The sequence below is a fragment of the Pseudoxanthomonas fibrivorans genome, assembly GCF_041464125.1.
In the GTDB taxonomy this organism is placed as follows: Bacteria; Pseudomonadota; Gammaproteobacteria; order Xanthomonadales; family Xanthomonadaceae; genus Pseudoxanthomonas.
Genome location: NZ_JBGNUG010000001.1, coordinates 502453 through 529290, shown reverse-complemented (window position 1 = coordinate 529290; position 26838 = coordinate 502453). Strand labels below are relative to the sequence as shown.

General features: G+C 72.5%; 27 protein-coding genes. 12 read left to right on the top strand and 15 right to left on the bottom strand.

Going from position 1 to position 26838, the window contains the following annotated elements:
* Window positions 1-27 precede the first annotated feature (27 nt).
* The 3 genes from cysS to ACA089_RS02530 are packed head-to-tail and all read left to right on the top strand — an operon-like array spanning window position 28 to window position 3132.
* Entirely contained in the window at window positions 28-1407 is a 1380-nt protein-coding gene (gene cysS, locus ACA089_RS02540; protein ID WP_372013093.1) for a cysteine--tRNA ligase, read from the top strand.
* Window positions 1408-1448: 41 nt separating this feature from the next.
* On the top strand, window positions 1449-1889 hold the full coding sequence (locus tag ACA089_RS02535; RefSeq protein WP_372013091.1) for a SufE family protein: 441 nt from the start codon (window positions 1449-1451) through the stop codon (window positions 1887-1889).
* 1 nt (window position 1890) lies between these two features.
* On the top strand, window positions 1891-3132 hold the full coding sequence (locus ACA089_RS02530; protein ID WP_372013089.1) for an MFS transporter: 1242 nt from the start codon (window positions 1891-1893) through the stop codon (window positions 3130-3132).
* 10 nt (window positions 3133-3142) lie between these two features.
* Here ACA089_RS02530 and ACA089_RS02525 read toward each other — a convergent pair whose 3' ends face one another.
* Complete coding sequence (locus ACA089_RS02525) at window positions 3143-3604, bottom strand: nucleoside deaminase (RefSeq protein ID WP_372013087.1); 462 nt, start codon at window positions 3602-3604, stop codon at window positions 3143-3145.
* A gap of 85 nt (window positions 3605-3689) precedes the next feature.
* Entirely contained in the window at window positions 3690-4745 is a 1056-nt protein-coding gene (gene dksA, locus ACA089_RS02520; protein ID WP_372013085.1) for an RNA polymerase-binding protein DksA, read from the bottom strand.
* A gap of 117 nt (window positions 4746-4862) precedes the next feature.
* Between dksA and yidD the strand changes: the two genes are divergently transcribed.
* The 3 genes from yidD to ACA089_RS02505 are packed head-to-tail and all read left to right on the top strand — an operon-like array spanning window position 4863 to window position 7290.
* Window positions 4863-5105 carry a membrane protein insertion efficiency factor YidD gene (yidD, locus tag ACA089_RS02515; RefSeq protein WP_372017612.1) on the top strand — a complete coding sequence of 81 codons (243 nt, stop codon included), beginning with the start codon at window positions 4863-4865 and terminating at the stop codon, window positions 5103-5105.
* Window positions 5102-6451 carry a dihydroorotase gene (locus ACA089_RS02510; protein WP_372013083.1) on the top strand — a complete coding sequence of 450 codons (1350 nt, stop codon included), beginning with the start codon at window positions 5102-5104 and terminating at the stop codon, window positions 6449-6451. The genes yidD and ACA089_RS02510 overlap by 4 nt, the downstream gene beginning before the upstream one ends.
* Window positions 6451-7290 carry a M23 family metallopeptidase gene (locus tag ACA089_RS02505; RefSeq protein WP_372013081.1) on the top strand — a complete coding sequence of 280 codons (840 nt, stop codon included), beginning with the start codon at window positions 6451-6453 and terminating at the stop codon, window positions 7288-7290. Before ACA089_RS02510 ends, ACA089_RS02505 begins: the two co-directional genes overlap by 1 nt.
* 185 nt (window positions 7291-7475) lie before the next feature.
* On the opposite strand, the gene folE2 is transcribed toward ACA089_RS02505, so the two are convergent.
* The 6 genes from folE2 to efp all read right to left on the bottom strand — a co-directional run bounded on the left by folE2 (window position 7476) and on the right by efp (window position 12791).
* Window positions 7476-8414, bottom strand: a complete 939-nt coding sequence (folE2, locus tag ACA089_RS02500) for a GTP cyclohydrolase FolE2 (RefSeq protein WP_372013079.1) — start codon at window positions 8412-8414, stop codon at window positions 7476-7478.
* A 176-nt stretch (window positions 8415-8590) separates the two neighbouring features.
* Window positions 8591-9313 (bottom strand): isoprenoid biosynthesis enzyme family protein, encoded by a 723-nt coding sequence (locus ACA089_RS02495; protein WP_372013077.1) that lies wholly within the window; start codon window positions 9311-9313, stop codon window positions 8591-8593.
* Between the two features lie 73 nt (window positions 9314-9386).
* On the bottom strand, window positions 9387-10082 hold the full coding sequence (gene gph, locus ACA089_RS02490; RefSeq protein WP_372017610.1) for a phosphoglycolate phosphatase: 696 nt from the start codon (window positions 10080-10082) through the stop codon (window positions 9387-9389).
* 13 nt (window positions 10083-10095) lie between these two features.
* Window positions 10096-10836, bottom strand: coding sequence for a bifunctional 2-polyprenyl-6-hydroxyphenol methylase/3-demethylubiquinol 3-O-methyltransferase UbiG (gene ubiG, locus ACA089_RS02485; protein WP_372013075.1), 741 nt, complete (start codon window positions 10834-10836; stop codon window positions 10096-10098).
* Window positions 10837-10861: 25 nt separating this feature from the next.
* Complete coding sequence (locus ACA089_RS02480; RefSeq protein WP_372013073.1) at window positions 10862-12220, bottom strand: TRZ/ATZ family hydrolase; 1359 nt, start codon at window positions 12218-12220, stop codon at window positions 10862-10864.
* A gap of 4 nt (window positions 12221-12224) precedes the next feature.
* Entirely contained in the window at window positions 12225-12791 is a 567-nt protein-coding gene (gene efp / locus ACA089_RS02475; RefSeq protein ID WP_372013071.1) for an elongation factor P, read from the bottom strand.
* 119 nt (window positions 12792-12910) lie between these two features.
* Between efp and epmB the strand changes: the two genes are divergently transcribed.
* Complete coding sequence (epmB, locus tag ACA089_RS02470; RefSeq protein ID WP_372013069.1) at window positions 12911-13945, top strand: EF-P beta-lysylation protein EpmB; 1035 nt, start codon at window positions 12911-12913, stop codon at window positions 13943-13945.
* A gap of 67 nt (window positions 13946-14012) precedes the next feature.
* Here the strand turns inward: epmB and ACA089_RS02465 are convergent, their stop codons facing one another.
* Window positions 14013-14420, bottom strand: coding sequence for a type 2 periplasmic-binding domain-containing protein (locus tag ACA089_RS02465; protein ID WP_372013067.1), 408 nt, complete (start codon window positions 14418-14420; stop codon window positions 14013-14015).
* A 26-nt stretch (window positions 14421-14446) separates the two neighbouring features.
* On the bottom strand, window positions 14447-15571 hold the full coding sequence (locus ACA089_RS02460; protein WP_372013065.1) for a porin: 1125 nt from the start codon (window positions 15569-15571) through the stop codon (window positions 14447-14449).
* 184 nt (window positions 15572-15755) lie between these two features.
* Here ACA089_RS02460 and ACA089_RS02455 point away from each other — a divergent pair, with 184 nt between their 5' ends.
* On the top strand, window positions 15756-17924 hold the full coding sequence (locus tag ACA089_RS02455; RefSeq protein ID WP_372013063.1) for a methyl-accepting chemotaxis protein: 2169 nt from the start codon (window positions 15756-15758) through the stop codon (window positions 17922-17924).
* A gap of 64 nt (window positions 17925-17988) precedes the next feature.
* Here ACA089_RS02455 and rlmD read toward each other — a convergent pair whose 3' ends face one another.
* Window positions 17989-19311 carry a 23S rRNA (uracil(1939)-C(5))-methyltransferase RlmD gene (gene rlmD, locus ACA089_RS02450; protein WP_372017608.1) on the bottom strand — a complete coding sequence of 441 codons (1323 nt, stop codon included), beginning with the start codon at window positions 19309-19311 and terminating at the stop codon, window positions 17989-17991.
* Between the two features lie 128 nt (window positions 19312-19439).
* Here rlmD and ACA089_RS02445 point away from each other — a divergent pair, with 128 nt between their 5' ends.
* Window positions 19440-20129, top strand: a complete 690-nt coding sequence (locus ACA089_RS02445; RefSeq protein ID WP_372013061.1) for a response regulator — start codon at window positions 19440-19442, stop codon at window positions 20127-20129.
* 49 nt (window positions 20130-20178) lie between these two features.
* Here ACA089_RS02445 and creD read toward each other — a convergent pair whose 3' ends face one another.
* The 3 genes from creD to creB all read right to left on the bottom strand — a co-directional run bounded on the left by creD (window position 20179) and on the right by creB (window position 23820).
* Window positions 20179-21576 carry a cell envelope integrity protein CreD gene (gene creD / locus ACA089_RS02440; protein WP_372013059.1) on the bottom strand — a complete coding sequence of 466 codons (1398 nt, stop codon included), beginning with the start codon at window positions 21574-21576 and terminating at the stop codon, window positions 20179-20181.
* 105 nt (window positions 21577-21681) lie between these two features.
* Window positions 21682-23118, bottom strand: a complete 1437-nt coding sequence (gene creC / locus ACA089_RS02435; RefSeq protein ID WP_372013057.1) for a two-component system sensor histidine kinase CreC — start codon at window positions 23116-23118, stop codon at window positions 21682-21684.
* Complete coding sequence (gene creB, locus ACA089_RS02430) at window positions 23119-23820, bottom strand: two-component system response regulator CreB (RefSeq protein WP_372013055.1); 702 nt, start codon at window positions 23818-23820, stop codon at window positions 23119-23121. It lies immediately after the preceding gene.
* A 46-nt stretch (window positions 23821-23866) separates the two neighbouring features.
* Here creB and ACA089_RS02425 point away from each other — a divergent pair, with 46 nt between their 5' ends.
* Together ACA089_RS02425 and ACA089_RS02420 are read left to right on the top strand one after the other, a co-directional pair.
* A complete protein-coding gene (locus ACA089_RS02425; RefSeq protein ID WP_372013053.1) occupies window positions 23867-24736 on the top strand; it encodes a 23S rRNA (adenine(2030)-N(6))-methyltransferase RlmJ in 870 nt (289 codons plus the stop codon).
* Window positions 24733-25143 (top strand): GFA family protein, encoded by a 411-nt coding sequence (locus tag ACA089_RS02420; protein WP_372013051.1) that lies wholly within the window; start codon window positions 24733-24735, stop codon window positions 25141-25143. The genes ACA089_RS02425 and ACA089_RS02420 overlap by 4 nt, the downstream gene beginning before the upstream one ends.
* A gap of 4 nt (window positions 25144-25147) precedes the next feature.
* Here the strand turns inward: ACA089_RS02420 and ACA089_RS02415 are convergent, their stop codons facing one another.
* Entirely contained in the window at window positions 25148-26065 is a 918-nt protein-coding gene (locus ACA089_RS02415; RefSeq protein ID WP_372013050.1) for a cation diffusion facilitator family transporter, read from the bottom strand.
* Window positions 26066-26158: 93 nt separating this feature from the next.
* Here ACA089_RS02415 and ACA089_RS02410 point away from each other — a divergent pair, with 93 nt between their 5' ends.
* On the top strand, window positions 26159-26704 hold the full coding sequence (locus tag ACA089_RS02410; protein WP_372013048.1) for a GNAT family N-acetyltransferase: 546 nt from the start codon (window positions 26159-26161) through the stop codon (window positions 26702-26704).
* Window positions 26705-26838: the final 134 nt, after the last annotated feature.

The following is a 26838-nucleotide window of genomic DNA, read 5'->3' as shown; positions in this document are numbered from 1 at the left end:
AATCGGCGGTCCACCCCACCCGCGCCCGTGCCGATGCCCCTGCGCCTGTACAACAGCCTGACCCGCCGGGTCGAGGCGTTCGCGCCGCTCGATCCGTCCTGCCCGACGATGTACCTGTGCGGTCCGACGGTCTACAACTACGTGCACATCGGCAATGCGCGCGGCCCGGTGGTGTTCGACGTGCTGGCCGCGCTGCTGCGCCGCCGCTTCGGCGGCCTGCGCTACGCCCGCAACATCACCGACGTGGACGACAAGATCAACGCCGCGGCCGCCGCGCAGGGCATGCCGATCGCCGCCATCACCGACCGTTTCGCCGCCGCCTACCTCGAGGACATGGCCGCCCTGGGGATCGTCCCGCAGGACATCCAGCCGTCGGCCACCACCCACGTGCCGCAGATGGTCGCCATGATCGAGCGGCTGATCGAGGGCGGGCATGCGTACGCGGCCGAGGGGCACGTGCTGTTCGCCGTGGCCAGCTTCCCGGCCTACGGCCAGCTTTCGCGCCGCGACCCAGAGGAAATGCTGGCCGGCGCCCGGATCGAAGTCGCCCCGTACAAGCGCGACGCCGGCGACTTCGTCCTGTGGAAGCCGTCGACCCCCGACCTGCCGGGCTGGGATTCCCCCTGGGGCCGCGGCCGTCCGGGCTGGCACATCGAATGCTCGGCCATGGCCGCCGCGCACCTGGGCGAGACCATCGACATCCACGCCGGCGGCATCGACCTGCAGTTCCCGCACCACGAGAACGAGATCGCGCAGAGCCAGTGCGCCCACGGCGGCAAGGTGTTCGCCCGCTACTGGCTGCACAACGGCATGCTCAATTTCGGCGGCGCCAAGATGAGCAAGTCGCTGGGCAACATCGAGAAGGTCCACGACCTGGTGCGCCGGCACCCGCCCGAGGCGCTGCGCTACGCCCTGCTTTCGGCCCACTACCGGCAGCCGCTGGACTGGTCGGATGCGCTGATCGAGCAGTCCGTGCGCACGCTGGACCGGCTCTACGGCACCCTGCGCGACCTGGACGGCACCCCGGCGACGCCGGCGATCCCGGCGCCGGTCGAGGACGCGCTCGAGGACGACCTCAACACGCCGCTGGCGCTGTCCGAAATCGCGCGCATCGCCGGCGAGGCACGCAAGGCCGCCGACGCAGGCGAACGTTCCCGGCTCAAGGGCGAGTTGCTGGGCGCCGGCCTGGCCCTGGGCCTGCTGCAGCAGGCGCCCGTGGCATGGTTCAACCGCGGCGGCGCTGGCGACGACGACGGACGCATCCAGGCCCTGGTCGAGGAACGCGGCGCGGCCAAGAAGGCCCGCGATTTCGCCCGCGCCGACGCGATCCGCGACGAACTGGCCCGCGAGGGCATCCTGCTGGAAGACACCGCGCAGGGCGTGCGCTGGTCGCGCAGCCGCAACTGACCCATGCCACGCCCGGCGACCCACCGCTCCCCGAGAACGACGTGACCGACACGACCTTCCCCCTCGAAGCCACTCCGGCGCTGGCCCAGGCCGCGATCAAGGAGGAGTTCGCCTTCTTCGGCGACTGGTCCGAGCGCTACCAGTACCTGATCGACCTCGGCCGCAAGCTGCCGCCCTTCCCCGACGCCTGGAAGGCCGAGGAGCACCGCCTGCACGGCTGCCAGTCGCTGGTCTGGATCGTGCCGCAGGGCAACCGCGACCGGCTGGATTTCCATGCGGTCAGCGACTCGGCGATCGTCTCCGGCCTGATCTTCCTCGCGCTGAGGGTGTACTCGGGCCGCTCGGCCGAGGAAATCCTCGCCACCGAACCGGACTACATCGCCGACATCGGCCTGGCCCGGCACCTCTCGCCCACCCGCAGCAACGGCCTGGCCTCGCTGCTGGCCTTCATCCGCGACACCGCGCGGAGCCAGCAGGCCTGAGGTGGACGAGGGGCAGGCCCTGGCCATCCCTTCGCCGCTGCGCGAACCCGGCTACCGCGTCCTGCTCGGCTACCGGCTGTGCGCGATCCTGTCCTACCAGGTCGTCGCCGTCACCGTCGGCTGGCACGTCTACGAGCTGACGCGCAATCCGTTCGCGCTGGGGTTGATCGGCCTGGCGGAGGTGCTGCCGTTCATCGGCATGGCGCTGTTCGCCGGCTACCTGGTGGACCACCTGCCCAAGCGCCGGCTCGGCGCGGCGGCCTGCGCCGGCCTGGCGACCACGGCGCTGCTGCTCACGCTGATCTCCAGCGGCCACCTCGCCCCGGGCACGACCTGGCCGATCTACGCGGCGATCGTGCTGACCGGGCTGGTGCGCTCGTTCCTGACCCCGGTCTACACCGCCCTGTTCGCCCAGGTGCTGCGCCGCGAACAGTTCGCCCGCGGTGCCAGCATCGGCAGCATCGCGTTCCAGACCGCACTGGTGTGCGGCCCGGCGCTGGGCGGCGTGATGGTGGGCTGGGCCGGCAAGACCGCCGCGTATGCGCTGGCCGCGCTGCTCGCCATCGTCGCCGGCGCGGTGCTGCTGTCGCTGCGCGTGTCCGAACCGCGCGCCGACGGCCCGCGCGCGCCAGTGTTCGCGAGCATCGGCGACGGCCTGCGCTTCGTGTTCAACAACCAGGTCATGCTCGCCGCGCAGGCCCTGGACCTGTTCGCGGTGCTGTTCGGCGGCGCGATCTCGCTGGCGCCGGCCTTCATCAGCGAGATCCTGCATTACGGACCGGAAGGGCTCGGCATCCTGCGCGGCGCGCCGGCGCTGGGCGCGGTGGCGGTCGGGATCGTGCTGGCGCGCCGCCCGCCCGGCCGGCATGCCGGCCGCCTGCTGCTGTGGGCGGTGGCCGGCTTCGGCGTGTGCATTGTCGGTTTCGGCCTGTCGCGCGATTTCTGGCTGTCGGCGCTGTTCCTGCTGCTGTCGGGCGTGTGCGATGGCGTCTCGGTGGTGATGCGCACCACGATCATGCAGCTGGTCACCCCCGACGGCATGCGCGGCCGGGTCGCCTCGATCAACGGCATCTTCATCGGCTCGTCCAACGAACTGGGCGCGTTCTATGCCGGCTCGATGGCGCGGCTGCTGGGGCTGGTCCCGGCGGTGGTGCTGGGCGGTTTCGTCACCCTGGGCGTGGTCGCCGCCACCGCGGTCAAGGCGCCGCGGCTGCGGCGCCTTGACCTGAAGGACCTGCAGTGAGCAGCGCCGGTCAGGCCGGGCGGCGGGCGTCCCACTCGCCGTAGAGGCCGTGTTCGCCCGGCGGCCGCAACGATCGCAACCGCAGGCGCTCCTGCCGCGCCGGCGGTAGCGCCATCTCCGCGTAGATCCGCGCAGTGGACAGCCCGTGGGGCTCGGCCTCCTCGTTGGAGTACGCGAACCAGGCCTCGGCGATCCCGCACAGGTGCATGGCCGCCAGGCACATCGGGCAGGGATGGCCGCTGGCGTACATCACGGCACCGTCGAGCCGGGCCGAGCGCAGCGCCGTCGAGGCGGCGCGGATGGCAAGCAGTTCCGCATGCGCGGTCGGGTCGTGGTGGCGGTGGATGCCGTTGGCCGCACGGGCGAGCACCTGTCCCTCCCGCACCAGCAGCGCCCCGAACGGCCGACCGCCCGCGGCGAGGTTGGCGCGCGCCAGGGCCAGCGCCTCCCGCATGAAGTCCTCGTGCCCCATCGCCATCTCCTCCGACGCTGCAGCCCGGAAACGACGAACCCCGCCGCAGCGGGGTTCGTACTGGAGGTCCGGGCCGGCGTGGCCGTTACTCGCCCTGCTGCTTCTGCATGTGCTCCCACCGCTCCTGCGCGTCCAGGGTGCGCTCGGCGGTGAGGCGCGCTTCCAGGCGCTCCAGGCCGATCTCCTCCCCGGTGTCGACGCAGTAGCCGTAGTCGCCGGCTTCCAGGCGCTTGAGCGTGCTGTCGATCTTGCCGATCAGCTTGCGGTAGCGGTCGCGGGTACGCAGCTCCAGCGAGTTCTCGGTCTCGCGGGTGGCGCGCTCGGCCTCGTCGCCGATGTCGCGCACCTCGTCCTTGAGGTTCTCGATGGTCTGCTTGGACTCTTCGACCAGGTCGGCGCGCCACTGCAGCAGGCGCTGGCGGAAGTACTCCTGCTGCAGCGGGCTCATGTACTCCTCGTCCGCCTTGGGCTTGTAGCCCTTGGGCAGGAGCGGCCGGCCGGTGGCGTCGTCGACCTTGTAGTCGACCACGCGGGAGGCGTTGCGGGGCGACGGCGCGTCGGCCTTCTTGGAGACCACGGCGACGGCGACCTTGCCCTTGGGCCGGGGGGCGTTCTGGGCGGCGGAGACGACCGCGGCGGCGGGCTTGGCGGGATTCTTGGCGGGGGATTTCGTTGCGGACACGGGCTTCGATGGTGCTGGAGCAGCCGCCGGTACCGGCTTCGCTGGAGCGGTCTTTGCAGGAGCGGGCTTCGCTGAAGCGGGCTTTGCAGGAGCGGACGACTTGGCGGGTACGGGCTTCGCAGGGGCGGATTTGGCGGGAGCAGGCTTGGCCTGGGCGGGCTTCGCTGCCGGCTTGGCGACCGGCCTGGTCACGGACTTGGCGGGGGCCTTCTTCGCCGGCGCCTTGGCGGCGGCGACGGTCTTGGCACCCTTCGTTGGCGTCTTCGCCGCCGGCTTGGCGACGGCCTTGGTCGCCTTGGCCGGAGCCTTGGCCACCTTCTTCGGCGCCGGCTTGGCCGCCGGCTTGGCCCCCTTCTGCGGGGTCTTCGCCGCCGGCTTCTTGGCGACGGCCTTCTTGGCGGGAGCAGCGGGCTTCTTGGCCGGCTTGGCGGCCTTCTTCACGGGTTTCTTGACGGCCACGTACGAAGGTTCCTCTCTGGATTTTCCCGTTACCGGGAAAGCGGGCCTTTATAGCTCACCGCACCCCACGCGGCAACCTTGTACGCCCGCGGGTATGATGGACGAGTGATCGATCGAATGCTTATTTTGGCGCTGCGCGGTTACAAGCGCTTCGTCAGCCCCCTGCTCGGCCCGCGCTGCCGCTTCGTGCCCAGCTGCTCCGAGTATGCGATGCAGGCGATCGCGCTGCATGGCGCCGGGCGCGGCGGCTGGCTGGCGGCACGCAGGCTCGCGCGCTGCCACCCCCTCAACCCCGGCGGCGTCGACCCGGTGCCGCCCGCAAGCCCACCCCCCTGCTCCTGCCCAGGATCCCACCGATGAGCACGCTGATCGTCAACGCCCGCCTGGTCAACGAAGGTCGCGAGTACGAAGGCGACCTGCGCATCGAGCAGGGGCGCATCGCCGGGATCGGCAGCGGGCTGCAGGCGCAGGCCGGCGACAAGGTGGTCGACGCGGCAGGCCGCTGGCTGCTGCCCGGAATGATCGACGACCAGGTCCACTTCCGCGAACCCGGCCTCACCCACAAGGGCGACATCGCCAGCGAGTCGGCCGCCGCGGTCGCCGGCGGGCTGACCAGCTTCATGGACATGCCCAACACCAACCCGCCGACGCTCGACGCGGCGGCCCTGGAAGCCAAGTACGCGCTGGCCAGGGGCCGCGCCTGGGGCAACCACGGCTTCTACCTGGGCGCGAGCAACGACAACCTGGAGGCGGTGCGCACCCTGGATCCGAAGGCCGCCCCGGGCATCAAGGTGTTCATGGGCGCCTCCACCGGCAACATGCTGGTGGACAACCCCGACACGCTGGACGGCATCTTCCGCGAGGCGCCCACGCCGATCATCACCCACTGCGAGGACACGCCCACGATCGACCGCACGCTCGCCGAGTTCAAGGCGAAGTACGGCGAGGACGGCCTGACCCCGGGCATGCACCCGGACATCCGCTCCCGCGAAGCGTGCATCAAGTCGACCGAGCTCGCCCTTTCGCTGGCGCGCAGGCATGGCACCCGCCTGCACGTGCTGCATATCTCCACCGCCGACGAACTCGCCCTGTTCGAACGCGGGCCGCTGGTCGACGCCGCGGGCAAGGTCCGCAAGAAGATCACGGCCGAGACCTGCATCCATTTCCTGCGCTTCGACCGCGCCGACTACGCGCGGCTCGGCAACTTCATCAAGTGCAACCCGGCCATCAAGGACGCCAGCGACCGCGAGGCGCTGATCCGGGCGCTGGTGGACGACGTGGTCGACGTGCTGGCCACCGACCACGCGCCGCACACGCTGGAAGAGAAGCAGAAGCCCTACCTGCAGGCGCCGTCCGGCCTGCCGCTGGTCCAGTACGCGCTGCTGGCCGCGATCGAGCTGGTGCACGAGAAGCGCATGGACATCGCGCGGGTGGTGCAGAAGACCGCGCATGCGCCGGCGCAGCTGTTCGACGTCAAGGAGCGCGGCTACCTGCGCGAGGGCTACTGGGCCGACCTGGTGCTGGTGGACGACGAGCCGCTGGACGTGCGCCGCGAGGACGTGCTGTCCAAGTGCGGCTGGTCGCCGTTCGAGGGCATGCGCTTCCGCTCGCGCATCGGCGCCACCTGGGTCAATGGCCGCATGGTCTGGAACGGCAGCGAACTGATCGGGACGCCGGGCGGCCAGCGCCTGGAATTCGACCGCTGATGGCGGCCCTGCGCAGCGCCGCCACGCTGCTGGCGGCGGTCGTCCTGGCCGCCACCCCGCTCCACCCGGCGCCGGCACAGTCCGACGACCGCGTCGTCTTCCCGGCCAGCGTGCCGCAGGGTTCGATGGTGCTCGGCAAGGTCCCGCCCGGCAGCCGGGTCGAGTACGCCGGCCGGATCCTGCGCAGCACCGGCTACGGGACCGTGGTGTTCGGCATCGGGCGCGATGAAGCCGGCCCGGTCCGCATCGCCGTCGTCCGCCCCGATGGCACCCGGGTCGACGCCGACATCGCCGTGACCACGCGCGACTGGCCGGTGCAGCGCGTCGATGGCGTGCCGCCGAAGACGGTCGATCCCCCGCCGGACATCGCCGAGCGGATCCGCCGCGAACAGGCCCGGGTGACCGCCGCGCGCGAACGCGACGACGACCGCGCGGATTTCGCCCGGCCGTTCGCCTGGCCGGTGCAGGGCCGGATCAGCGGCCGCTTCGGCCACCAGCGCGTCTACAACGGCAAGCCCGGCTCGCCGCATTCGGGCATGGACATCGCCGCCCCCACCGGCACGCCGGTGCGCGCGCCGGCGGCGGGCGTCGTCACCTTCGCCGCCCCCGACCTGTACCTGACCGGCGGCACCCTGCTGATCGACCACGGCTTCGGGATCAGCTCCAACTTCCTGCACCTGTCGCGGATCGATGCCAGGGTCGGGGACCGGGTCGAACAGGGCCAGGTGGTCGGCGCGGTGGGCGCGACCGGCCGGGCGACCGGACCGCACCTGCATTGGGGGATGAACTGGTTCGACGTGCGGATCGACCCGCTGCTGGTGCTGGAGCGCACGCAGTAGCAGCGCCGCCGGTTCGGCGCCGGCGCGCGGCGTCACGTCGCCCCACCCGGGGCAACCCGTGCGTCCCATCGCGCGGCTCGACCCCGGGTCGCCCCGCCGCGGGTGCTGGAACGCCCGCCAGGGCCGTCGCGGCCGCGACCTCGTCGCGTGCCATGGCGCGTGGGGCGGCGATGCGCCGCCGGGCGTCAGGCGTCCGGCCCGCTGCCGCTGACGCTGGCCACCGCGTCGTGCGGGTGCAGGCTTTCGAAGTGGGAAACGGTGGCCTGGTAGCGCTCGATCCGCGGGTCGGACGACAGCACCGACGCGACCCGGCGTGCCGCGTCCTCGCAGAACATCAGATTGGCGGCGTTGAGCATGGCGAAGGCCTGCTCGTCCTCGCGCTTGACCGCGGTCTGGACCGGCGTGCCGAGCGCCGCTTCCAGCGCGTCGACCAGCGCCACCAGCGGCAGTTCGTCGAACTGCGGGCGCAGCTCGACCTTGACCTTCGCCTCGCTGCGCTGGGCATGCGGGGTGGCGGCCATGCCGCGCTCGGAGGCCAGCCAGTCGCGGACCACGGCGGTGGAGATCGGCCGCGCGTCGGCGAAGTCCCCGGCGAAACGCTCGGCGTTGGCCTGCCGCGACAATGCCGCCGAGCACGGGCAGGTGCTCGAGTACTCGACGCCGAAGCCCAGCACCAGCTTCAGGTGTCCGTCCTCCAGCAGCGCCTCGATCTCGACCGGATAGCGCTTCCAGCCGGCGTTGTCGCTGCGCAGCGCGCGGCGCAGCAGCAGTGCTTCGTAGCGCAGGCGCAGGCGCGCGCGCGAGGACAGGCCGGCCTGCGAATCCACGCTGCCCTGCAGGATGTGGCGCAGCCCGGCGGGGGTGACCTCGTGCCGGGCCAGCTCCTCCTGCAGGCGCATGTACAACCGCGACATGTGGATGCCGCGCTCGCCGGCCTGCTTCAGGTCGACGGACAGGTCGACCTGGGCGGCGACCTGGACATGGCCACCGGCGCCGTCCGGCACCCGCACCGGGATGGCGATGCCGTCCATGCCGACCCAGTCCAGCGGACGGGCCAGGGTGGCGGGCTGGTGGGCGACGTCGGGCAGCGTGGCGGGGGACGGGACGGAAGCAGGCACGGACATGGGGAATTCGCTTGGGATGCCGGGGGAGGCTGGCCGCCAGCGGCGGCGCGGGGCCCGCGCGCCGGATGGCGCTCAAACCGGACCAATTCGGGACGGATTGTAGCCGCTGCGGCCGCGCCGGCTGCCCGGCGCGATGCAACGGACTGTCGCGCGATGCGCCGGCGATGCGCCGCGGTTCAGCCGCGCGCCGCCCGCCAGCTGCGCCACAGCAGGCGCAGCGGCCGCCGCGCGACGTCGGCAAGGCTGCCCGCGGCGAACCGCTCCAGCCGGTGCCGGGCCAGTGCCGACCAGAGCCGCCGTGGCCGCGCACCGGGGGTCCGCGCCGGCCAGGCGTCGAGCAGTTCGGCCGCCCAGGCGCGCTGGGCCTGTTCCTGCGCCGCCGTCACCTCGCCCGCCGGTTGCCGCGACTGCGGCACCGCGGCCAGCCCGGCTTCGGCCAGGCGGGTCGCCAGCACCTGCGCGGCCAGCGCCTCCGCCGCCGGTACCGCCCCTCCGAGGACCGCCGCCTCGACCTCGGCGGCCGCATGGGCGAAACCGGAGAGCGAGGCGAACGCCGCGGCCGCATCGACCGGTCGGGCCCGGGCCGCGGTGAGGGCCGGCAGCGCATCCGCCAGGCGCGTCCAGGGCGCGGCGACAGGCTCGAGCAACCGCCCCAGTGGATGCCGCGAGCGATGCCCGGCCCAGTCGCGCAGTTCGGTGGCCCACCAGCCCAGCTTCGCGTCGGCCGGCAGCGGATCGCCGGCGATGTTGAGGATGTCGTCGAATTCCTGCAGCAGCGCGAACCAGGCCAGTGCGCGCGCGCGGTCCGCCTCCGGCACGAACACCTCGGCCACCGCCCATTCGGGCCAGCGGGCGCGCCATTTGTCGAGGAAGCTGTCGAGGGCGGTCGGTGCGGTCATGGAGTCGGTGCTGCGTGCCGGGTCAGCGGCGGGTCGCCACCAGGACCTGCCCGGCAACGACCACGGCCGCCGCTCAGGCGTCGAGAGGGATCGGGTTCGTGGCCGGCCAGGCAGCGGGTTCGAGCAGCGCGTGCGGCTGCGTGGCCATGGCGTCGGCCTGCCAGGTTTCCGGATCGTCGCCATCCAGCCGGTAGCCCCAGGTGACCGCGATCGAGCGCATGCCGGCCGCGCGCGCGGCGACCACGTCGCGCTCGTCGTCGCCGACGTAGACGCAGTCGCCCGGCTCGACCCCGAGCTGCTTCGCCGCCTCCAGCAGCGGCAGCGGGTGCGGCTTCTTCTCGGCGTAGGTGTCGCCGCCGACCAGCACCGCGCAGCGCTGCTCCCAGGCCAGGCCCGCGACCACGTCGCGCGCCAGGTATTCGGCCTTGTTGGTGATGATGCCCCAGCGCGCGCCGTCGGCTTCCAGCGCCTCCAGCATCCGCGCGATGCCGTCGAACAGCACGCTGTGGCGGCCAAGCTCCTCGCGGTAGACCTGCAGGAACTCGGGCACCAGCGCGTCGCGGCCGGCCTCGTCCAGGCCGGGGAACACCGCGCCGACCATCGCCCGCGCGCCGCGCGAGACGTGCTGCCGCAGCATCGCCGCGTCCACCGGCGGCAACCCGCGCGCGGCGAGCATGCGGTTGGCGGTGGCGACCATGTCCGGCGCGCTGTCGAGAAGGGTCCCGTCGAGGTCGAACAGGGCCACCCGCGGGAAGCGCGGCGCCGGCATCGCATCGGCCACGTCAGCCCTCCGCCTTGACCGCGCAGGCCAGGTAGTTCACGTCGGTGCGCCGCGACAGCGAGGCGCGCTGGCGCAGCGGGTCGTAGAACAGGCCGCTGACGTCCTCGACCTGCAGCCCGGCCTCGCGCAGCCAAGCGGCCAGCTCGGATGGACGGATGAAATCGGCGTAGCGGTGCGTGCCCTTCGGCAGCAGCCGCGCGACGTACTCGGCGCCGACGATCGCCAGCGCGAACGCGGCCGGGGTGCGGTTGAGCGTGGACAGGAACAGCCTTCCGCCCGGCCGCAGCAAGGTGGCGCAGGCGGCGACGATCGCGCCGGGATCCGGCACGTGCTCGAGCATCTCCATGCAGGTGATCGCATCGAAGCCGCCCGGCCGCTCCGCCGCCAGCGTCTCGACCGCCTTCACCTGGTAGTCGACCTGCACGCCCGATTCGAGCGAATGCAGGCGCCCGGCCTTGACCAGCTCCGGGGCCAGGTCGATCGCGGTGACCTGCGCGCCGGCCCTGGCCAGCGCCTCGCTGAGCAGGCCGCCGCCGCAACCGACGTCGAGCACGCGTTGCCCGGCCAGGCCGGCCGGGGCGACGCGCTGCCTGACGTAGTCCAGCCGCACCGGGTTGAGCACGTGCAGGGCGCGCTGCGGGCCTTCCGGATCCCACCAGCGGGTGGCCAGCGCGGCGAACTTGTCCAGCTCGGCCTGGTGGTAGTTGCGGGGCGCTCCGGCGCCGGCGGTCTGTTCGCTCACGATGGTTCCTCCTGCGCGCGCGGGCTCAGCGGCCCAGCGCGGCGATGCGCGCACGCCACTGCCGCGCGTTGGCGATCAGGGCGGCGGTGTCGATCTCGACCAGCTCGCGCTGGTCGAGCTTGCGGCGTCCGGCGATCCACACGTCGGTCACCTGCTGCCGGCCGGTGGCGTAGACCAGCTGCGAGAGCACGTGGTGCAGCGGCTGGGTCTCCAGCGCCGACAGGTCCACGCAGACCAGGTCCGCTTCCTTGCCCGGCTCGATCGAACCGGTGCGCTCGCCGAAGCCCAGCGCGCGCGCGCCGCCGAGGGTGGCCGCGCGCAGCGCGCTGGCCGCGTCCAGCGCGGTGGCGTCGTTGGCCACCGCCTTGGCCAGCAGCGCGGCGGTGCGCAGCTCGCCGAACATGTCCAGGTCGTTGTTGCTGGCGCAGCCGTCGGTGCCGATCGCCAGGTTCACGCCCGCACGCTGCAGCGCGCAGGCCGGGCAGAAACCCGAGGCCAGCTTGAGGTTGGATTCGGCGCAGTGGGCCACGTGCACGCCGCGCTCGGCGCACAGGTGGATCTCGGCCTCGGTCAGCTGGGTCATGTGCACGGCGATCAGGCGTTCGCTGACCAGGCCGAGCCGGTCCAGGCGCGCCAGCGGCCGCTGCCCGTATTCCTTCAGCGAATCGGCGATCTCCTGCGCGGTCTCGTGCGTGTGCAGGTGGACCTGCATGTCGAGCTGGTCGGACAGCATCCGCACCCGCTCGAAGTTGGCGTCGCTGACCGTGTACGGCGCGTGCGGGGCGAAGGCGGTGGCCACCAGCGCGTCGTCGCGCCAGGCGTCGTGGACCTCGCCGGCCTTGTCGAAATATTCGTCGTCGCTGCGCGCCCACGCGGTGGGGAAGTTGATCACCGGCAGGCCGACCAGCGCGCGGAAGCCGTGGCGCTTGTAGACCGCGGCCTGCACGTCGGGGAAGAAGTAGTTCTCGTTGGCGCAGGTGGTGCCGCCGCGCAGCATCTCGGCGATCGCCAGGGCCATGCCGTCGGCGACGAACTCCGGCCCGATCACCGCCGCTTCCACCGGCCAGATGTGCTGCTGCAGCCAGGTCATCAGCGGCAGGTCGTCGGCGATGCCGCGCAGCAGGGTCATCGGGTTGTGGGTGTGGGCGTTGACCAGGCCCGGGATCAGCACCGCGTCCGGGCGCTGCACCACCTCGGTGGCGGCCGCGTACCGCGACCGCGCCTGCGCCGTCGGCAGCAGCTCCACGATCCGGCCGCCCGAAACGGCGACGGCGTGGTCCTCCAGGACCACGCCGTGCGGTTCGACCGGGACCACCCAGCCGGCTTCGATGAGCAGGTCGCAGGCCTGCGGGGCGGTGGCTTCGTTCAGGCCGGCTTCGCTCATCGGCTTACTTGACGCGCGAGACGTATTCGCCCGAGCGGGTGTCGACCTTGATCACTTCGTCCTGGGCGACGAACAGCGGCACGCGCACGACGGCGCCGGTCTCCAGGGTGGCCGGCTTGCCGCCGGTCCCGGCGGTGTCGCCCTTCACGCCCGGGTCGGTCTCGACGATCTTCAGTTCGACGAAGTTCGGCGGGGTGACCTGGATCGGGTTGCCGTTGAACAGGGTCACCACGCACGCCTCCTCGCCCTTGAGCCACTTGGCGGCGTCGCCGACGCCGGCCTTGTCGGCCTGGACCTGTTCGAAGGTCTCCTGCTGCATGAAGTGCCAGTACTCGCCATCGGTGTACAGGTACTGCATGTCGGTATCGACCACGTCCGCCGCTTCCACCGAGTCGGTCGACTTCATGGTGATTTCCTGCACGCGGCCGGTGCGGATCTGGCGGTACTTCACCCGGGTGAAGGCCTGGCCCTTGCCCGGCTTGACGTACTCGGTGTCGCTGATGATCGAGGGCTCGTTGTTGACCAGGATCTTCATCCCGTTCTTGACGTCGTTCATGCCGTAAGAGGCCATGGGAACTCCTTGGGGTATGGCGGGGCCGCCGCGGAAGGCGGCGGCCGGGCAGTTAGAATGCGGGCATCTTTTCGAAAACGAGCTGCCGGCGCCCGGCGGCCACGTCTCACAGACCGCACATGATACCCGCAGCCCCCCTGCCCCTGCAGCCGGACCCGCCCCCCGCCCCCGCGTCCCCGCCGCCACGCTGGCAGCGCCTGTGGCGCGAAGCGGTGCGCGATCCGCGCGAACTGCTGGGCCTGCTCGGGCTGGAGGCGGCCGCCGCGGGCGTCTCGGAGGCGGCCGCGGCGCAGTTCCCGCTGCGGGTGCCGCGCGGCTTCATCGCCCGCATGCGGCCGCGCGACCTGGCCGATCCCCTGCTGCGCCAGGTGCTGCCGCTGCTCGACGAAGGGCGGATCGTGCCGGGCTTCAGCCTGGACGCGGTCGGCGACGGCGCGGCCAAGAAGGCCGACGGGGTGATCCAGAAGTACCGGGGCCGCGCCCTGCTGGTGGCCACCGGCAGCTGCGCGGTCAACTGCCGCTACTGCTTCCGCCGCCATTTCCCGTACGCGGACGAAACCGCGGCCCGCGACGGCTGGTCGGCCGCGCTGGCGGCGATCGCGGCCGACCCGACGATCGACGAGGTGATCCTGTCCGGCGGCGACCCGCTGTCGCTGGCCACCCCCAAGCTGGCCGAGCTCACCACGCGGCTGGCGACGATCCCGCATGTCCGGCGCCTGCGCATCCACAGCCGCCTGCCGGTGGTGCTGCCCGAGCGCGTGGACGCCGAACTGCTGCAGTGGCTGTCCGCCCTGCCCTGGCCGGTGGCGGTCGTGATCCACGCCAACCACGCCAACGAGTTCGACGCATCGGTCGATGCCGCGCTGGCCGCGTTGCGCGGTGCCGGCGCACGGCTGCTCAACCAGGCCGTGCTGCTGCGCGGGGTGAACGACAGCGTGGACGCCCTGGCCGACCTGTCCGAACGCAGCTTCGCCGCCGGCGTGCTGCCGTATTACCTGCACCAGCTCGACCGGGTCGCGGGCGTCGCCCACTTCGAGGTGCCCGATGCGGAGGCACGCGCCCTCCACGCCGCGCTGGCCGCACGCCTGTCCGGCTATCTGGTGCCGCGGCTGGTGCGCGAGGTCCAGGGCGACAGCGGCAAGCGGCCGCTGTAACGCAGGCCCAAAAGAACGCCACGGCCGGAGCCGTGGCGTCCACTGCGATGCGAGGCCCGGCTCGCGGTCAGAACTTGAACAGCACCTTCACCGTGCCGTCCACCGCCGCGTCGTCGATGTAGCCGACGGCGCCCGGGGTGGAGGCGACCTTGGCCTTGACCGCGGCATCGCTGGCCAGCTCCTCGGGGGCCTTGGCCTTGCCGGTGAAGATCAGCTTCGACCAGTAGCCGGCCAGGTCCGCGCCGGAGCGGCCGAGGACCTTGCCTTCGAACGCCTGCTTGGTCGCGCCGGCCTTCTGGTAGACCACCACCACCGGCTTGCCGCCGACGGTGGCTTCGCGGCCGAGGAACACGCGCTTGACCGCTTCGGCGTCCATCGCCCCGGCGGACGAATCGGCGCCCACCACCACCGAGCCGGCCAGGCTCGGGAAACTCACCGCGCACAGCACCAGGCCGGCGAGGAACGTACGGCTCATCATGCGATTCATGCGTCGTCCTCCGCTCAGTAGGTGAAGACCACGCCAGCGGCGACCAGGTCGGCTTCGGCGCCGGCCAGGATGGTGCTGTCGTAGCGGGTGTAGTCGGCCTTCAGCGCGATGTTGGCGTTGACGTCGTAGCGCACGCCCACGCTGGCGTAGTCCTTGTCGCCATCCTGCGAGGCCAGCAGGCCGGCGACCATGGCGTAGGCCGGGTGCGCGGGCGGCAGCATGCGCAGCGCGGTGCGGTCGGGCTCGTTGCGGCTGCGCGACCAGCTGGCGTACGGGGTCCAGTTGCCGGCACGGTAGGCGGCGTTCACGGCCACGCTTTCCTGGCCGCCGATGTAGTTGTCGCCGTAGTCGACCTCGGTGTACTCCACGCCCACGGTGAAGCCACCGCGGTTGATCTCGGCGCTCAGGCCGAGGAAGGACGCATCGTCGCGGTCGAAGGCCAGCGCCGCGCCGGCCTGCGGGTTGGCCGCCAGGACCGCGGCGATCAGCGGCTCGGCCGCGTCGACCTGCACCGAGGCCTCGCCGACCACGTAGCTGGCGCGCAGGGAAAGCCACTCGTCGTACTGCGCCTCGAAGGTGGCGCCGGCCTGGTCGCGGACCTCGACGTGCAGGGTGTCGTTCTCCTCGTCGACGGTGCCGTAGAACAGCTGCGAGCGCAGGCTCCACTTGTCCAGGTTGCGGCTGCCGATCAGGTTGACGCCGTTGTAGTTGCTGTACGGCAGGTTGTACACGCCCAGCGGCACGCGCAGGAACGGATAGGCCGAGCCGACTTCCAGGTAGTCCGAATAGTGGAAGTACGGGGTGCGCTGGCGGCCGGCCTTGACCGACCACGCCGGGCTGAGCTGGTAGCGGATGTAGGCCCAGGCGAACTCCGGGTCGTAGCCCTCGTCGCCGCGGGCGACGACCTGGGCCACCGCGTCGGCGCGGTCGCCGAGGGTGGCGGTGGCCTGCAGCGCGAACAGCGATTCGGGATCGAAGCTGATGCTGTCGTCGTAGGACAGGCCGGAGACGGTGCTGCCGTCGTCGAGGGTCGCGCCGCCGACCACCTGGCCGAAGCCGTTGAAGGTCACTTCGGCGTGCGCAAGGGGAGCCACGGCCAGCGCGAGCAGCGCCACCGCGGGGAAATGCTTGTTCTTCACTATCGGTGCTTCCTGGACGGGAGGGGTGCCTGGTAAGGCGTGCCCCGGTATCGGCGCTGGGCCGGCCCGCTTTAACGACTTTCTAACTCGTTCATGAATGCGGCCATCAAGCCGGAGGCGACCGTGGCCGATACCCCATCGCCGGAGCCCCGAGGCCCGGCCGTCCCCTGTCCGGAGCTGACCGATGTCGCCTGCACGTGGAAGCGCGAAGCCGCTTTCCCTTCCGAACCTGCGCCTGGCCCCGCTGGTCGCCGCCGCCTCCCGCCGCCTGCGCCATGTCTCCATCCGCAGCAAGATCCTGCTGCTGCCGGCGATCGCGCTGGCCGGCCTGCTCGGCTACTTCGTGTACTCGGCGCTGGTGCTGCGCGCCAACACCGGCACGCTGGAGGGCTTTTCCAGCCGCACCCTGCCGGTCATGACCCTGGCCGCGCAGGCCAACCAGGGCCTGATCGAAACCCAGGGCCTGTTCACCCAGGCGCTGGGCGACCGCGACGAATTTCTGATCGAGGACGCCAACACCCAGGCCGCCGCCACCCGCGAGCGGCTGCTGGCGATCAAGGCCACCGACCCGGCCTATGCCGCGCGCATGGACAAGCTGGCCGCGCTGTGGGACCGCTACGTCGAGCGCAGCGGGACGGCGGTGTCCGGGATGATCGCCGGCAGCGGCGACATGGAGGCCTTCCAGGCACTGGCCGCGGAGAAGCAGGCCGCGTTCGAGGAGGTGCGCAGCGAACTGGCGCGCCTGGCCAAGGACAGCGAAGCCTCCTCCCAGGCCGCCATCGCCGGCGCCACCGCGCGCTCGCGCGGCGCGCTCAAGGTCGGCCTGGCCATCGTCGTGATCCTGTCGCTGCTGGCGGTGGTCGCCGTGCTGCTGGTGGACGCGGCGATCCGCCATCCGATCGAGCGCCTGGACCAGGCCATCGCCGAGGTGGCCCGCGGCAACTTCAGCGTGCGGGTCGAGGCCGAGGGGCGCGACGCCATCAGCGCGATGTGCCACTCCTTCAACGCCCTGCTGGCCGCGCTCAACGCCGCGATCGCCGAATCCAACGACGTGCTGGCCGCGGTCGGCCGCGGCGACTTCGGCCGCCGCGTCGACGCCGACCTGCCGGGCGACCTGGCCCGTCTCAAGAGCGGGGTCAACGCCAGCGCCGACAGCGTGCAGAAGACCATGGACGCGCTGGACGCGGTGATGGACGCGATGGCCCGCGGCGACTTCTCCGCGCGGATGAGCGCGGAGGTGGAAGGCGAGTCGCGGGCCAAGGTCGACCGCGCCATGGGCCTGCTCCAGCAGTCGCTGGGCGCGCTGGAACAGGCGCTCAGCGGTGCCGCCGACGGCGATTTCTCGCAGCGGATCGAGGCCCAGCTGCCGGGCGACCTGGACCGGCTCAAGGGCGCGGTCAACCGCTCGCTCGAAGCGCTGGAAGCGGCGTTCGACGAGATCGGCGACACCGCCCACGCGCTGGCCGAGGGCGACCTCACCCGGCGCATCCGCAGCGACTACGCGGGCACGCTCCGGTCGCTGACCGAGGCGCTCAACCGCTCGCTGGACAGCGTCTCGCAGGTGATCCGCGAGGGCATGTACAACGCCGAGGAAGTGGGCGTGGGCATCGAGGAGATCGCCCGCGGCAACGCCGACCTGTCCGGGCGGACCGAGCGCCAGGCCAACGCGCTGCAGGACAGCGCGGCCAGCATCGAGCAGCTGCTCGCCGCCGCGCGCAATGCCGCCGAGAACAGCCGCCAGACCAGCGACCTGACCCATGGCGCGCTCGACAACTCGCGCCAGGGCGTGCACGTGGCGGCCGAGGCGAGCGGCTCGATGGTCTCGATCACTGAGGCCAGCCGCCGGATCGGCGAGATCATCTCGCTGATCGACTCGGTCGCGTTCCAGACCAACATCCTGGCGCTCAACGCGGCGGTCGAGGCGGCGCGCGCCGGCGAGCACGGCCGCGGCTTCGCCGTGGTCGCCACCGAGGTCCGCAGCCTGGCCCACCGCACCGCGACCTCCGCCAAGGAAATCCGCGACCTGATCGCCGACGCGATCGCCCGGGTCGGCGAAGGCAGCGGGCTGGTGGACGAGTCGCGGCGCCAGCTCGAGGCGATCGCCGGCTCCAACGAGACCATCGCCGGACTGGCGCAGCAGGCCGCCGACTCGGCGCAGGAGCAGTCGCAGGGCCTGCAGCAGCTCAGCCGCTCGGTCGGCGACCTGGAGGCGGTCAACCAGCAGAACAGCGCGCTGGTGGAGGAAGTGGCCGCGGCCAGCGCCTCGCTGCGCGAGCGTGCGCAGGCGCTGCGCGCGGCGATGGCCCGCTTCCGCCTGCAGCCGGAAGGCGGCGACATCGCGCGGGCGGCGTAGCCGCCCGGCAACGCCGCACGGGCCTGGCGGGCGGCGCGGTGATCCCGCACCGTCCGCGCGGAGCCTAGCGTTCGAACAGCGCGATGCTTTCCACGTGCGCGGTGTGCGGGAACATGTCCATCACCCCGGCCGACACCAGCCGGTAGCCGCGCTCGTGCACGAGGAAGCCGGCGTCGCGCGCCAGCGAGCCCGGGTGGCAGCTGACGTACACGATCCGGCCGATGCCCTGCAGCGGCAGCTGCTTGAGCACCTCGTCGGCGCCCGAACGCGGCGGGTCCAGCAGCAGCTTGTCGAAACCCTGGCGCATCCACGGCGTGCCGCGCTGGTCCTGGGTCAGGTCGGCGGCGAAGAACTGGGCGTTGCCCAGGCCGTTGCGCTGCGCGTTGGCGCGCGCGCGCGCCACCAGCCCGGCATCGCCTTCCACGCCGACCACCTCGGCCACGCCGCGCGCCAGCGGCAGGGTGAAGTTGCCGAGCCCGCAGAACAGGTCGAGCACGCGCTCGCCCGGCCGGGCGTCGAGCATGTCCAGTGCCGCGGCGATCATCGCCTCGTTGAGCCGCGCGTTGACCTGGATGAAGTCCAGCGGTTCGAACGCCAGTTCGACGTCCCATGCCGGCAGCCGGAACGACAGCGCCGGCGCCGTGCCGTCCAGCGGGTGCACGCTGTCGATGCCCTTGGGCTGGAGGAAGACCGCGAAGCCGTGCTCGCGGCCGAACGCGGCCAGCGCGGCCTTGTCGGCGTCGACCAGCGGCACCAGGTGGCGCACGGTCAGGGCGATGGCCCCGTCGCCGGCGATGAACTCGATCTGCGGGATGTGCTCGCGCGCCTGCAGGCCGTCGACCAGCGCGGCCAGCGCCTGCACCTTCATCCCGATCTCCGGGATCACGGTGTGGCATTCGCGCAGGTCGGCGACGAAGCGCGGGTCCTGCTCGCGGAAGCCCACCAGGGTCTTGTCCTTCTTGTTGACCCGGCGCACCGAGAAGCGGCCCTTGCGCCGGTACCCCCAGCTGCCGGCGGTCAGCGGCGGCAGCACCGTGCCCGGCGCGACCTTGCCGATCCGCTCCAGGTTCTCGAGCAGGACCTGCTGCTTGGCGCCGATCTGGCGGTCCTCGGCCAGGTGCTGCAGCACGCATCCGCCGCAGGTGCCGAAATGCGGGCAGCGCGGGACCACGCGGTCGGGCGAGGCGTCCAGCACCTCGAGCGTGCGCGCCTCGTCGAAGCGGCGGCTGCGCGCGGTGGGTTCGGCCAGCACCGTCTCGCCGGGCAGCGCGCCGGAGATGAACACGGTCTTGCCGTCGGCGTGGCGGGCAACGCCACGTCCGTCGTGGCTGAGGTCGAGGATCCGGGTCTGGAAGGGCGTACGGTCGAGTCGGGCCACGTGGCGCAGGCTGCGGGCATAGGGCTGGCCATTGTCCCAGATCGGCGCCGGCGGGCCCACCGCGGGCGTGGGAGCGCATTGACTGCCGGGCCCGCCCGCTGCGCTAGGATGGCCCCAGCCGACAGGGAGTCAGCCGCATGGAACAGCGCAATCCGTCCGCACCCCCCAGGATCCTGCTGGTCGAGGACGACACGATCAGCCAGGCCTACTTCCGCGCCGTGCTCGAAGCATTGCCCGCCACCGTGGACGCGGTCGCCAGCCAGGCCTGCGCCGTCGCCCGTGCCGATGCCGTCCGCCACGACCTGTGGCTGGTCGACCTCACCCTGCCCGACGGCAGCGGGGTCGACCTGCTCGGCCGCCTGCAGGCGCGCTGGCCGCAGTCGCCGCCGGCCCTGGCCCATACCGCCGACGCCGATCCGGCCGTGCGCCTGCCGGCCTTGCAGGCCGGCTTCCGCGACGTGCTGGTCAAGCCGCTGGCCACCGCCGAGCTCGCGGCGGCGGTGCGCAACGCGCTGGCCGAGGCCGGCGGGCTGCCCGACTGGGACAACGCGGCCGCCGCCGCGGCGCTCAACCACGATCCGGCCAACGTGCAGGCGCTGCGGCGCCTGTTCCTGGACGAACTGCCCGGCGCGCGCGACGAGGTGATCAGCAGCGCGCGGCGCGGCGACGCCGGCGGCCTGCGCGCGCGCCTGCACCGCCTGCAGGCCGGGTGCGGGCTGGTCGGCGCACGCCGGCTGGGAGCCGCGGTGGAACTGCTGCGCCGCACGCCCGAATCGCGCATCGCGCTGGAGCGCTTCGACAGCGCCGCGCGCGACCTGCTGCGCTGAACGCGAAGGGCGCCGCGGACGGCGCCCTTCCCTTCCCGGTGGCCGCCGCTCACCCGAGCGTGGCGGCGCGTTCGTACCAGTCGATCCTGCGCGTGACCAGCATCACCACCGCGAGAATGCCGAACAGCAGCAGCGAGCCCATCAGCAGCGCGTTGTCCTCCGACACCAGCAGGCTGTAGAGCGCGCCGTAGAGGGCGGTGAGCATCGTCGCGAACGCCGCCGCCCGCCACCCGCTGCGCAGGACGCCGGACAGGTAGACGAACTGCAGGCCGATGCAGGCCGCCGCCGCGGCCACGTAGGCCTTCCAGAACGCCATGTGCTCGGACAGGCCCAGCAGCAGCAGGAAGAAGATCGCCAGCGCCAGGCCGACCAGCAGGTACTGCAGCGGGTGGATGCGCAGCTGCTTGACGAGCTCGAACAGGGCGAAGCCGACGAAGGTCAGCAGCACGAACAGGATGCCGTACTTGCTGGCGCGGTCGGCCTGGGTGTAGACGTCCACCGGGTCGACCAGCGACACCGTCACGCTGTCCACGCCGGCGCCCTGGCCGACTTCGCCGGCGCGCGGCGTCAGGCGTTCGAGCGACGGGTCGAGCACCTGCGACTGTGCCGTGCTGGCCAGCGAGGAGATGTTCCAGGATGCGCGGAAGCCGTCGTCGCCGATGCTGCGCTGGTTGGGCAGGAAGCGCCCGCTGAACTGCGGGTGCGGCCAGCTGGACTGCAGCTCGATGCGATTTCGGTCGGCCACCGGCACGATCCCCAGCGACTGGGTTCCGGCGATCGCCATCGCCAGCGCCACCTCGCTGGCCGGCAACGCGCGCGGGGGCCCCGAGACGGCTTCGCCGTCGCCGGCGGCGATCGCCGCGCGTCGCCAGGGCGCCGGCAGCGGCGCATGCACGCCGTCCATCCGCGCCGCCAGCCCACCGGTACCCGGCACCAGCTCCAGCGGACGGCCATCCACGCGCAGCGAAGGCGAGCCGACCAGCCCGCGCACGTCGGCCAGGCCGACGACCAGGTACGGCGCGCCGTACTCGCGCCCGGCCACCGCCGGCACCGCCAGCTCCGCGAAGCGGGCGGTCACCTCGGCCTGCCACTGGAACACGCGCACGTCGTACAGGCCGACGCGGCGCACGTCCGGCGCGACCGCGCCGCCGGCCTCCAGCCGTTCCGGTGCCTGCAGCAGGTAGCCCTCGACGGTTTCGGCGCGGACCTCGATGCGCCCGTCCTGGGTGGTGCCGTTGAACCGGCGCACCTCTTTCCACGGCACCACGCGCAGCGGCCCGACCAGTTGCTGGGCCCCGGCCATGCTCTGCGATACGCGCTCGATCGCCTGGCCACGGTAATGCGCGCGGTCCTGGATCAGCCCGCGGATCATGCTCAACGGCACGAGCAGCAGCAGCACGAGGCCGCCGACGGTGAGGAAGCGCAACAGCAGTCGCAACGATTTCATGGGCGGGCCCCGTATGGATGACGGGGCGCAGGGTGGCGCGCGGGCAAGGAGCCGGCATGGCCGGTGTTTGAAGCGGGCGTGAAGTGGCGGCCGGCGGCGCGCCGCTCAGGCCGATGGCAGGGTCAGGCCCGCTTCGGCGCCGCCTCCGTCGCGATTGACCAGCCACGCTTCGCCGCCGTGCAGCCGCGCGACCTCGCGCACGAACGGCAGGCCCAGCCCCGAACTGCGCGCACCGCCGTCCGGACGGGCCAGCGAGTAGAAGCGCTCGAAGACCCGTCCGGTCGCGTAGTCCGGCACCCCGGGCCCTTCGTCGCGCACGCTGGCCCGCACCTGCCCGCCGCGTTCGGCCAGCGCCAGGGTGACGGTACCGCCGGGGGGCGAGAACGCCACCGCGTTGTCGAGCAGGTTGGCCAGTGCCTGGCGCAGCAGGAACGCATCGCCCTGCACCGTCACCGAAGGCGGAACGCCCTCCAGCCGCACCTGCAGCCGGCTGGCCGCCAGCCGCGGCTCGACCGCCGATGCCGCCTGGCGCAGCAGCGCGGCCAGGTCCACCGGCTCGCGCCGCTGCAGCCAGCCATGCTGCTCGACTTCGGCCAGCGCCAGCAGCTTGTCGATGGTTTCGGTCAGCCGCTGCTGCTGGTCCTGGATGTGGCGCGCGAAGCGGCGGCGGTCGGCCTCCGGCAGCGGCTCCTGCAGCAGCTCGGCCGCGCCGCGGATCGCCGCCAGCGGGCTCTTCATCTCGTGGGTCAGCGACTGCACGTACTGCTCGACATAGGCCTTGCCCTCGAGCTTGCGGCGCATGTCCTCCAGCGCGCGGCCGAGGTCGCCGATCTCGTCGCGCCGGCGCGGCGGCGGCGGCACCGGTTCGCCGGCGGCCACCGCCTGGGCGTAGCGGTTGAGCCGGCCGATCCGGCGCGCCAGCCACCAGGTCATCAGCAGGCCGACCAGCGCGGACAGCCCGATCAGCCACGCGCCCTTGCCGAGGATGCTGCGCTGGCTGGCCTCGATGAACGGCTCCAGCGTCCGGTTCGGCTTGGCCACGGTCAGCACGCCGATCCGCCGCGCCGGGTCGCGCGGGTCGAACACCGGCGCGGCCACGTGCATCACCGTGCGCTCGCTGCCGGGGGCCTCGGGGCTGGAGCGGGCGCCGTATTCGCCGCGCAGCGTGCGGTACACGTCGTTCCAGCGCGAGTTGTCGCGCCCCAGGTCGCGACCTTCCGAGTCGAACACCACGATCCCGCGCGCGTCGGTGACCGTGACCCGGTAGTCGATGCTGCGCTTGGGGAAGCGCCAGATCGTCGCCCGCGGATCGCGCTCGCGGACCCGCGCCAGGTCCGCGGCGAAGCGGCCATCGGCGATCCGCCCCGACGCCAGGTCTTCGGCAGCCATCGCCGCCAGCACGTTGGCGGTGTCGACCAGGGTCGACTCCATGGCCTGGCGCACGCCCGGCTTGACCTCCTCGACGAACACCCGCATCACGAAGAGCGCGGCGAGGCCGACGACCAGGAAGAAGCCGAGGAACAGGCGCAGGCCCAGCCGCACTCAGGCCTCGATCGCGTAGCCGAGGCCGCGGTGGGTGCGGATGGGGTCCGGCTCGGCGCCGGCGGCGCGCAGCTTGGCCCGCAGCGTCTTGATGTGGGTGTCCACGGTCCGGTCGCCGCTGTCGGCATCGCTGTCCCAGCCGCGATCCATCAGCTGGGCGCGGCTGAGGATGGCGCCGGGACGCTGCAGCAGCGCGTCCAGCAGCACGTACTCGTAGCGGGTCAGGTCCAGCGCCTGGCCGCGGTAGCGGATGCGGTGGCCGCCGCGGTCCAGCGCGAATTCGCCGCGCTCCAGCCAGCCGTCCCCGGCATCGGTCCCGGCGGCCGCGGGCACGGCGGCGCGGCGCAGGCGAGCGCGCACGCGCGCCACCAGTTCGCGCGGCGAGAACGGCTTGGTGACGTAGTCGTCGGCGCCCAGCTCCAGGCCGAGCACCCGGTCGATCTCGTCGTTGCGCGCGGTCAGGAAGATCACCGGCACGTCGCTGAAGCCGCGCAGCCGCCGGCAGACGTCGAAGCCGTTGAGGTCGGGCAGGCCGACGTCCAGCACCAGCACGTCGACCCCGCCGCCGCGCACGCGCTCCAGCGCCTGTGCGCCCAGCAGGCAGTGTTCGGCCTGCAGGCCCTCGCTGCGCAGCGCGTACAGCAGCGCATCGGCGATGGCCGGTTCGTCGTCGGCGACCAGGATCAGGGGGCTGGGCGGCATGGGCGCAAGCATAGTCCGCGCCCGTGGCGGCGGCTATGCTGCGCGCATGAACTACCGCCATGCCTTCCACGCCGGCAACCACGCCGACGTGCTCAAGCACGTCGTCCTGCTGGCGATGCTCGATGCGCTGATGCGCAAGGACGCCCCCTTCTTCGTGCTCGACACCCACGCCGGGCGCGGCCGCTACCTGCTGCAGGGCAGGCAGGCCGGGCGCACCGGCGAGGCGGGCACCGGCATCCTGCAGCTGGCAGGCGCCGGCAAGGCGCCGCCGGTCGTGGCCCGGTACCTGCGCGCGGTGGCCGCCGACAACCCGGTCGATGCCCTGCTCGCCTACCCGGGGTCGCCGCTGCTGGCCGCGCAGGCGATGCGCCCGCAGGACCGCCTGGCCGCCTGCGAGCTGCAGCCGGAAGAGGCCGAGGCGCTGAAGGCGCTGTTCGGCCACGACCCGCGGGTGGCGGTGCACGCCCGCGACGGCTACGACGCGGTGCGGGCGCTGCTGCCGCCCCGGGTGGACGGCGTGCGCTACGCCCGCGGCCTGGTGCTGGTCGATCCGCCCTACGAGGCGCAGGACGAGGAGTACCCGCGCGTGGCGCGCGCCGTGCGCGAGGCGCTGGAGCGCTGGCCGCAGGCCAGCTGCGCGATCTGGTACCCGGTCAAGCAGCGGCGCAGCCTGCAGCCGTTCTTCCGCAAGCTCGAGGCCCTGCCCGCGCGCTCGGTGCTGCTGGCCGAACTGCTGGTCCGCCCCGACGACTCGCCGCTGCGGCTCAACGGCAGCGGCATGGCCATCCTCAACCCGCCCTGGAAACTGGACGGGGAGATCGCCCCCGCCCTGCCGTACCTGCAGCAGCGGCTCGGCGAGGCGGGCGCCTCGACCCGGCTGGAATGGCTCAGGCGCGAGGCGCAGGCGCGGCCATGACCCGGACGATCCCCGAGGTCGCTGGAGTCCAGGTGCAGGCCCGGCATCGCGCCACCTGCCACTGCGGCCGCGTGGAGCTCGAGCTCTCGCTGCCCGACGGCATCGTCGACCCGCGCCGCTGCGACTGCTCGCTGTGCCGCCGCCGCGGCGCGATCGTGGCCTCGGTGCCGCTGGACGGCATCCGCATCGTCCGCGGCGCGGAGGCGCTGAGGCTCTACCAGTTCAACACCCGCACGGCGAAGCACTACTTCTGCGGCACCTGCGGCGTCTACACCCACCACCAGCGCCGCTCGCGGCCGGACCAGTACGGCTACAACGTCGCCTGCCTGGAAGGCATCGACCCGTTCGCGATCGCCGACATCCCGACCAACGACGGGGTCAACCATCCCGCCGACCGCGGCACCTGAAGGCTCAGGCGGGCGCGTCGCCGCCCTCGGGCTCGAAGAAGCACCAGCGCACCACCGGGAACTGGGCCTTCAGCGCCCGCTCGACCTGGTCGATCTCGCGCAGCATGCGCTCGCCATCCTGGCTCTGGTGCATGCGCGCGTGGATCGAGACCAGCACCTCGTTGCCCTGCTGCAGGGTGATCAGGTGCAGCAGCTCGGCGATCTCGGCCCGGCCCTTGAGGAAACCGTTGATCTCGGCCTGCAGCAGCGGGTCCACGCTCTGCCCGATCAGCATCGACTTGACCTCGATCGCCACCAGCACCGCGATCACGATCAGCAGCACGCCGATCGCGATCGTGCCGATCGCGTCGAACACCGGATTGCCGGTCAGCACCGTCATCACCACCGCGCCCAGCGCGAACACCAGGCCCAGCAGCGCGGCCAGGTCCTCGCCGAAGATCACCACCAGCTCGGCCTGGCGGCTCTCCCGGAACCACTCCCACAGGCTGCGGTCGCCCCGCGCCTTGTCCACTTCCTGCAGGCAGGCGCGCATGGACACCGCCTCGGCGGCGATCGCGAACACCAGCACGCCGACCGCCCACCACCACTGCTGCAGCGGTTCCGGATGCATGAACTTGTGCACGCCCTCGTAGACCGAGAACATGCCGCCGACGCTGAACAGCATCACCGCCACCAGGAACGACCAGAAGTAGATCGCGCGGCCATAGCCGAGCGGGTGCTCGGTGGTGGACGGGCGCCTGGCCTGGCGCAGGCCGAGCAGCAGCAGCAGCTGGTTGCCGCAGTCGGCGAGCGAGTGGACGGTCTCGGCCAGCATCGCGCCGGAGCCGGTGATGTAGGCGGCCACGCCCTTGGCGACCGCGATCGCGAAATTGGCCCCCAGCGCGAACAGGATCGCGCGTACCGAATCGCCGCCGCCTGCCATGGATCGCCTCCTGCTGTCCGATGGCGGCGAGTCTAGCAAGCGCCAGCGGCTACTATTGCCACCGACCGCCCATGAATGTGGGAATATCGCCCCATGCCCCGCAACCGCCTCCCCCCCTGGCACGAAGAGTTCGTCCTGCCCAACCGGCGGGCGATCCTGATCCGGCCGATCCGGCCCGAGGACGCCGCGCCCCTGCAGGGCATGTTCGGCATGCTGGGCCCGGCCGAGATCCGCGGCGGCTTCAGCGGCGGGCAGGAGATCCTCGAGGACGCGACCGCCGCGCAGCTGGCGCGCCCCGACCCGAAGACCGAACTGGTGCTGGTTGGCGCCGAGCCACTGCCACCGGGCGAAGCGATGATCGCCGGCCTGGCCCGGGCGCGCATCGTCCCCGGCACGCGCCAGGCCGAGTACGCGATCCTGCTCGGCAACTACGTCGCCGGCCTGGGCCTGGGACGCCACCTGATGCAGAAGCTGGTCAAGTGGTCGCGCGGACGCTACCTCGACCGGCTCTATGGCGACACGCCCGACAGCAACGCGCCGATGCTGGAACTGGCCGCGTCGATGGGCTTCCGTCCGAGCCTGGAAGCCGGCGTGCCGCCGGGCCTGACCCGGCTGGTGCTGGACCTCGACCGCGCCTGACCGCGCGCAGACGCCTGCCCGGCCGGCGCGCGATGCACGCGCCCGGCTTCGCCGCTGGCCTCCGCCTCGCTGGAGCCCGCGCAGGAACGGGGTGACGCGCGGCGCATGCACGCGGCCGTCCCGCGGCGCGCGGC

Excerpts from the sequence above, each read along its gene's own strand:
- ACA089_RS02525 (WP_372013087.1), bottom strand. The coding sequence starts at position 3,604 with ATGGGGCACGAGGACTTCATGCGGGAGGCGCTGGCCCTGGCGCGCGCC.
- yidD (WP_372017612.1), top strand. The coding sequence starts at position 4,863 with ATGCTTATTTTGGCGCTGCGCGGTTACAAGCGCTTCGTCAGCCCCCTG.
- ACA089_RS02510 (WP_372013083.1), top strand. The coding sequence starts at position 5,102 with ATGAGCACGCTGATCGTCAACGCCCGCCTGGTCAACGAAGGTCGCGAG.
- ACA089_RS02505 (WP_372013081.1), top strand. The coding sequence starts at position 6,451 with ATGGCGGCCCTGCGCAGCGCCGCCACGCTGCTGGCGGCGGTCGTCCTG.
- folE2 (WP_372013079.1), bottom strand. The coding sequence starts at position 8,414 with ATGTCCGTGCCTGCTTCCGTCCCGTCCCCCGCCACGCTGCCCGACGTC.
- ACA089_RS02495 (WP_372013077.1), bottom strand. The coding sequence starts at position 9,313 with ATGACCGCACCGACCGCCCTCGACAGCTTCCTCGACAAATGGCGCGCC.
- gph (WP_372017610.1), bottom strand. The coding sequence starts at position 10,082 with ATGCCGGCGCCGCGCTTCCCGCGGGTGGCCCTGTTCGACCTCGACGGG.
- ACA089_RS02480 (WP_372013073.1), bottom strand. The coding sequence starts at position 12,220 with ATGAGCGAAGCCGGCCTGAACGAAGCCACCGCCCCGCAGGCCTGCGAC.
- efp (WP_372013071.1), bottom strand. The coding sequence starts at position 12,791 with ATGGCCTCTTACGGCATGAACGACGTCAAGAACGGGATGAAGATCCTG.
- epmB (WP_372013069.1), top strand. The coding sequence starts at position 12,911 with ATGATACCCGCAGCCCCCCTGCCCCTGCAGCCGGACCCGCCCCCCGCC.
- ACA089_RS02465 (WP_372013067.1), bottom strand. The coding sequence starts at position 14,420 with ATGAGCCGTACGTTCCTCGCCGGCCTGGTGCTGTGCGCGGTGAGTTTC.
- ACA089_RS02455 (WP_372013063.1), top strand. The coding sequence starts at position 15,756 with ATGTCGCCTGCACGTGGAAGCGCGAAGCCGCTTTCCCTTCCGAACCTG.
- ACA089_RS02445 (WP_372013061.1), top strand. The coding sequence starts at position 19,440 with ATGGAACAGCGCAATCCGTCCGCACCCCCCAGGATCCTGCTGGTCGAG.
- creD (WP_372013059.1), bottom strand. The coding sequence starts at position 21,576 with ATGAAATCGTTGCGACTGCTGTTGCGCTTCCTCACCGTCGGCGGCCTC.
- creB (WP_372013055.1), bottom strand. The coding sequence starts at position 23,820 with ATGCCGCCCAGCCCCCTGATCCTGGTCGCCGACGACGAACCGGCCATC.
- ACA089_RS02425 (WP_372013053.1), top strand. The coding sequence starts at position 23,867 with ATGAACTACCGCCATGCCTTCCACGCCGGCAACCACGCCGACGTGCTC.
- ACA089_RS02420 (WP_372013051.1), top strand. The coding sequence starts at position 24,733 with ATGACCCGGACGATCCCCGAGGTCGCTGGAGTCCAGGTGCAGGCCCGG.
- ACA089_RS02415 (WP_372013050.1), bottom strand. The coding sequence starts at position 26,065 with ATGGCAGGCGGCGGCGATTCGGTACGCGCGATCCTGTTCGCGCTGGGG.
- ACA089_RS02410 (WP_372013048.1), top strand. The coding sequence starts at position 26,159 with ATGCCCCGCAACCGCCTCCCCCCCTGGCACGAAGAGTTCGTCCTGCCC.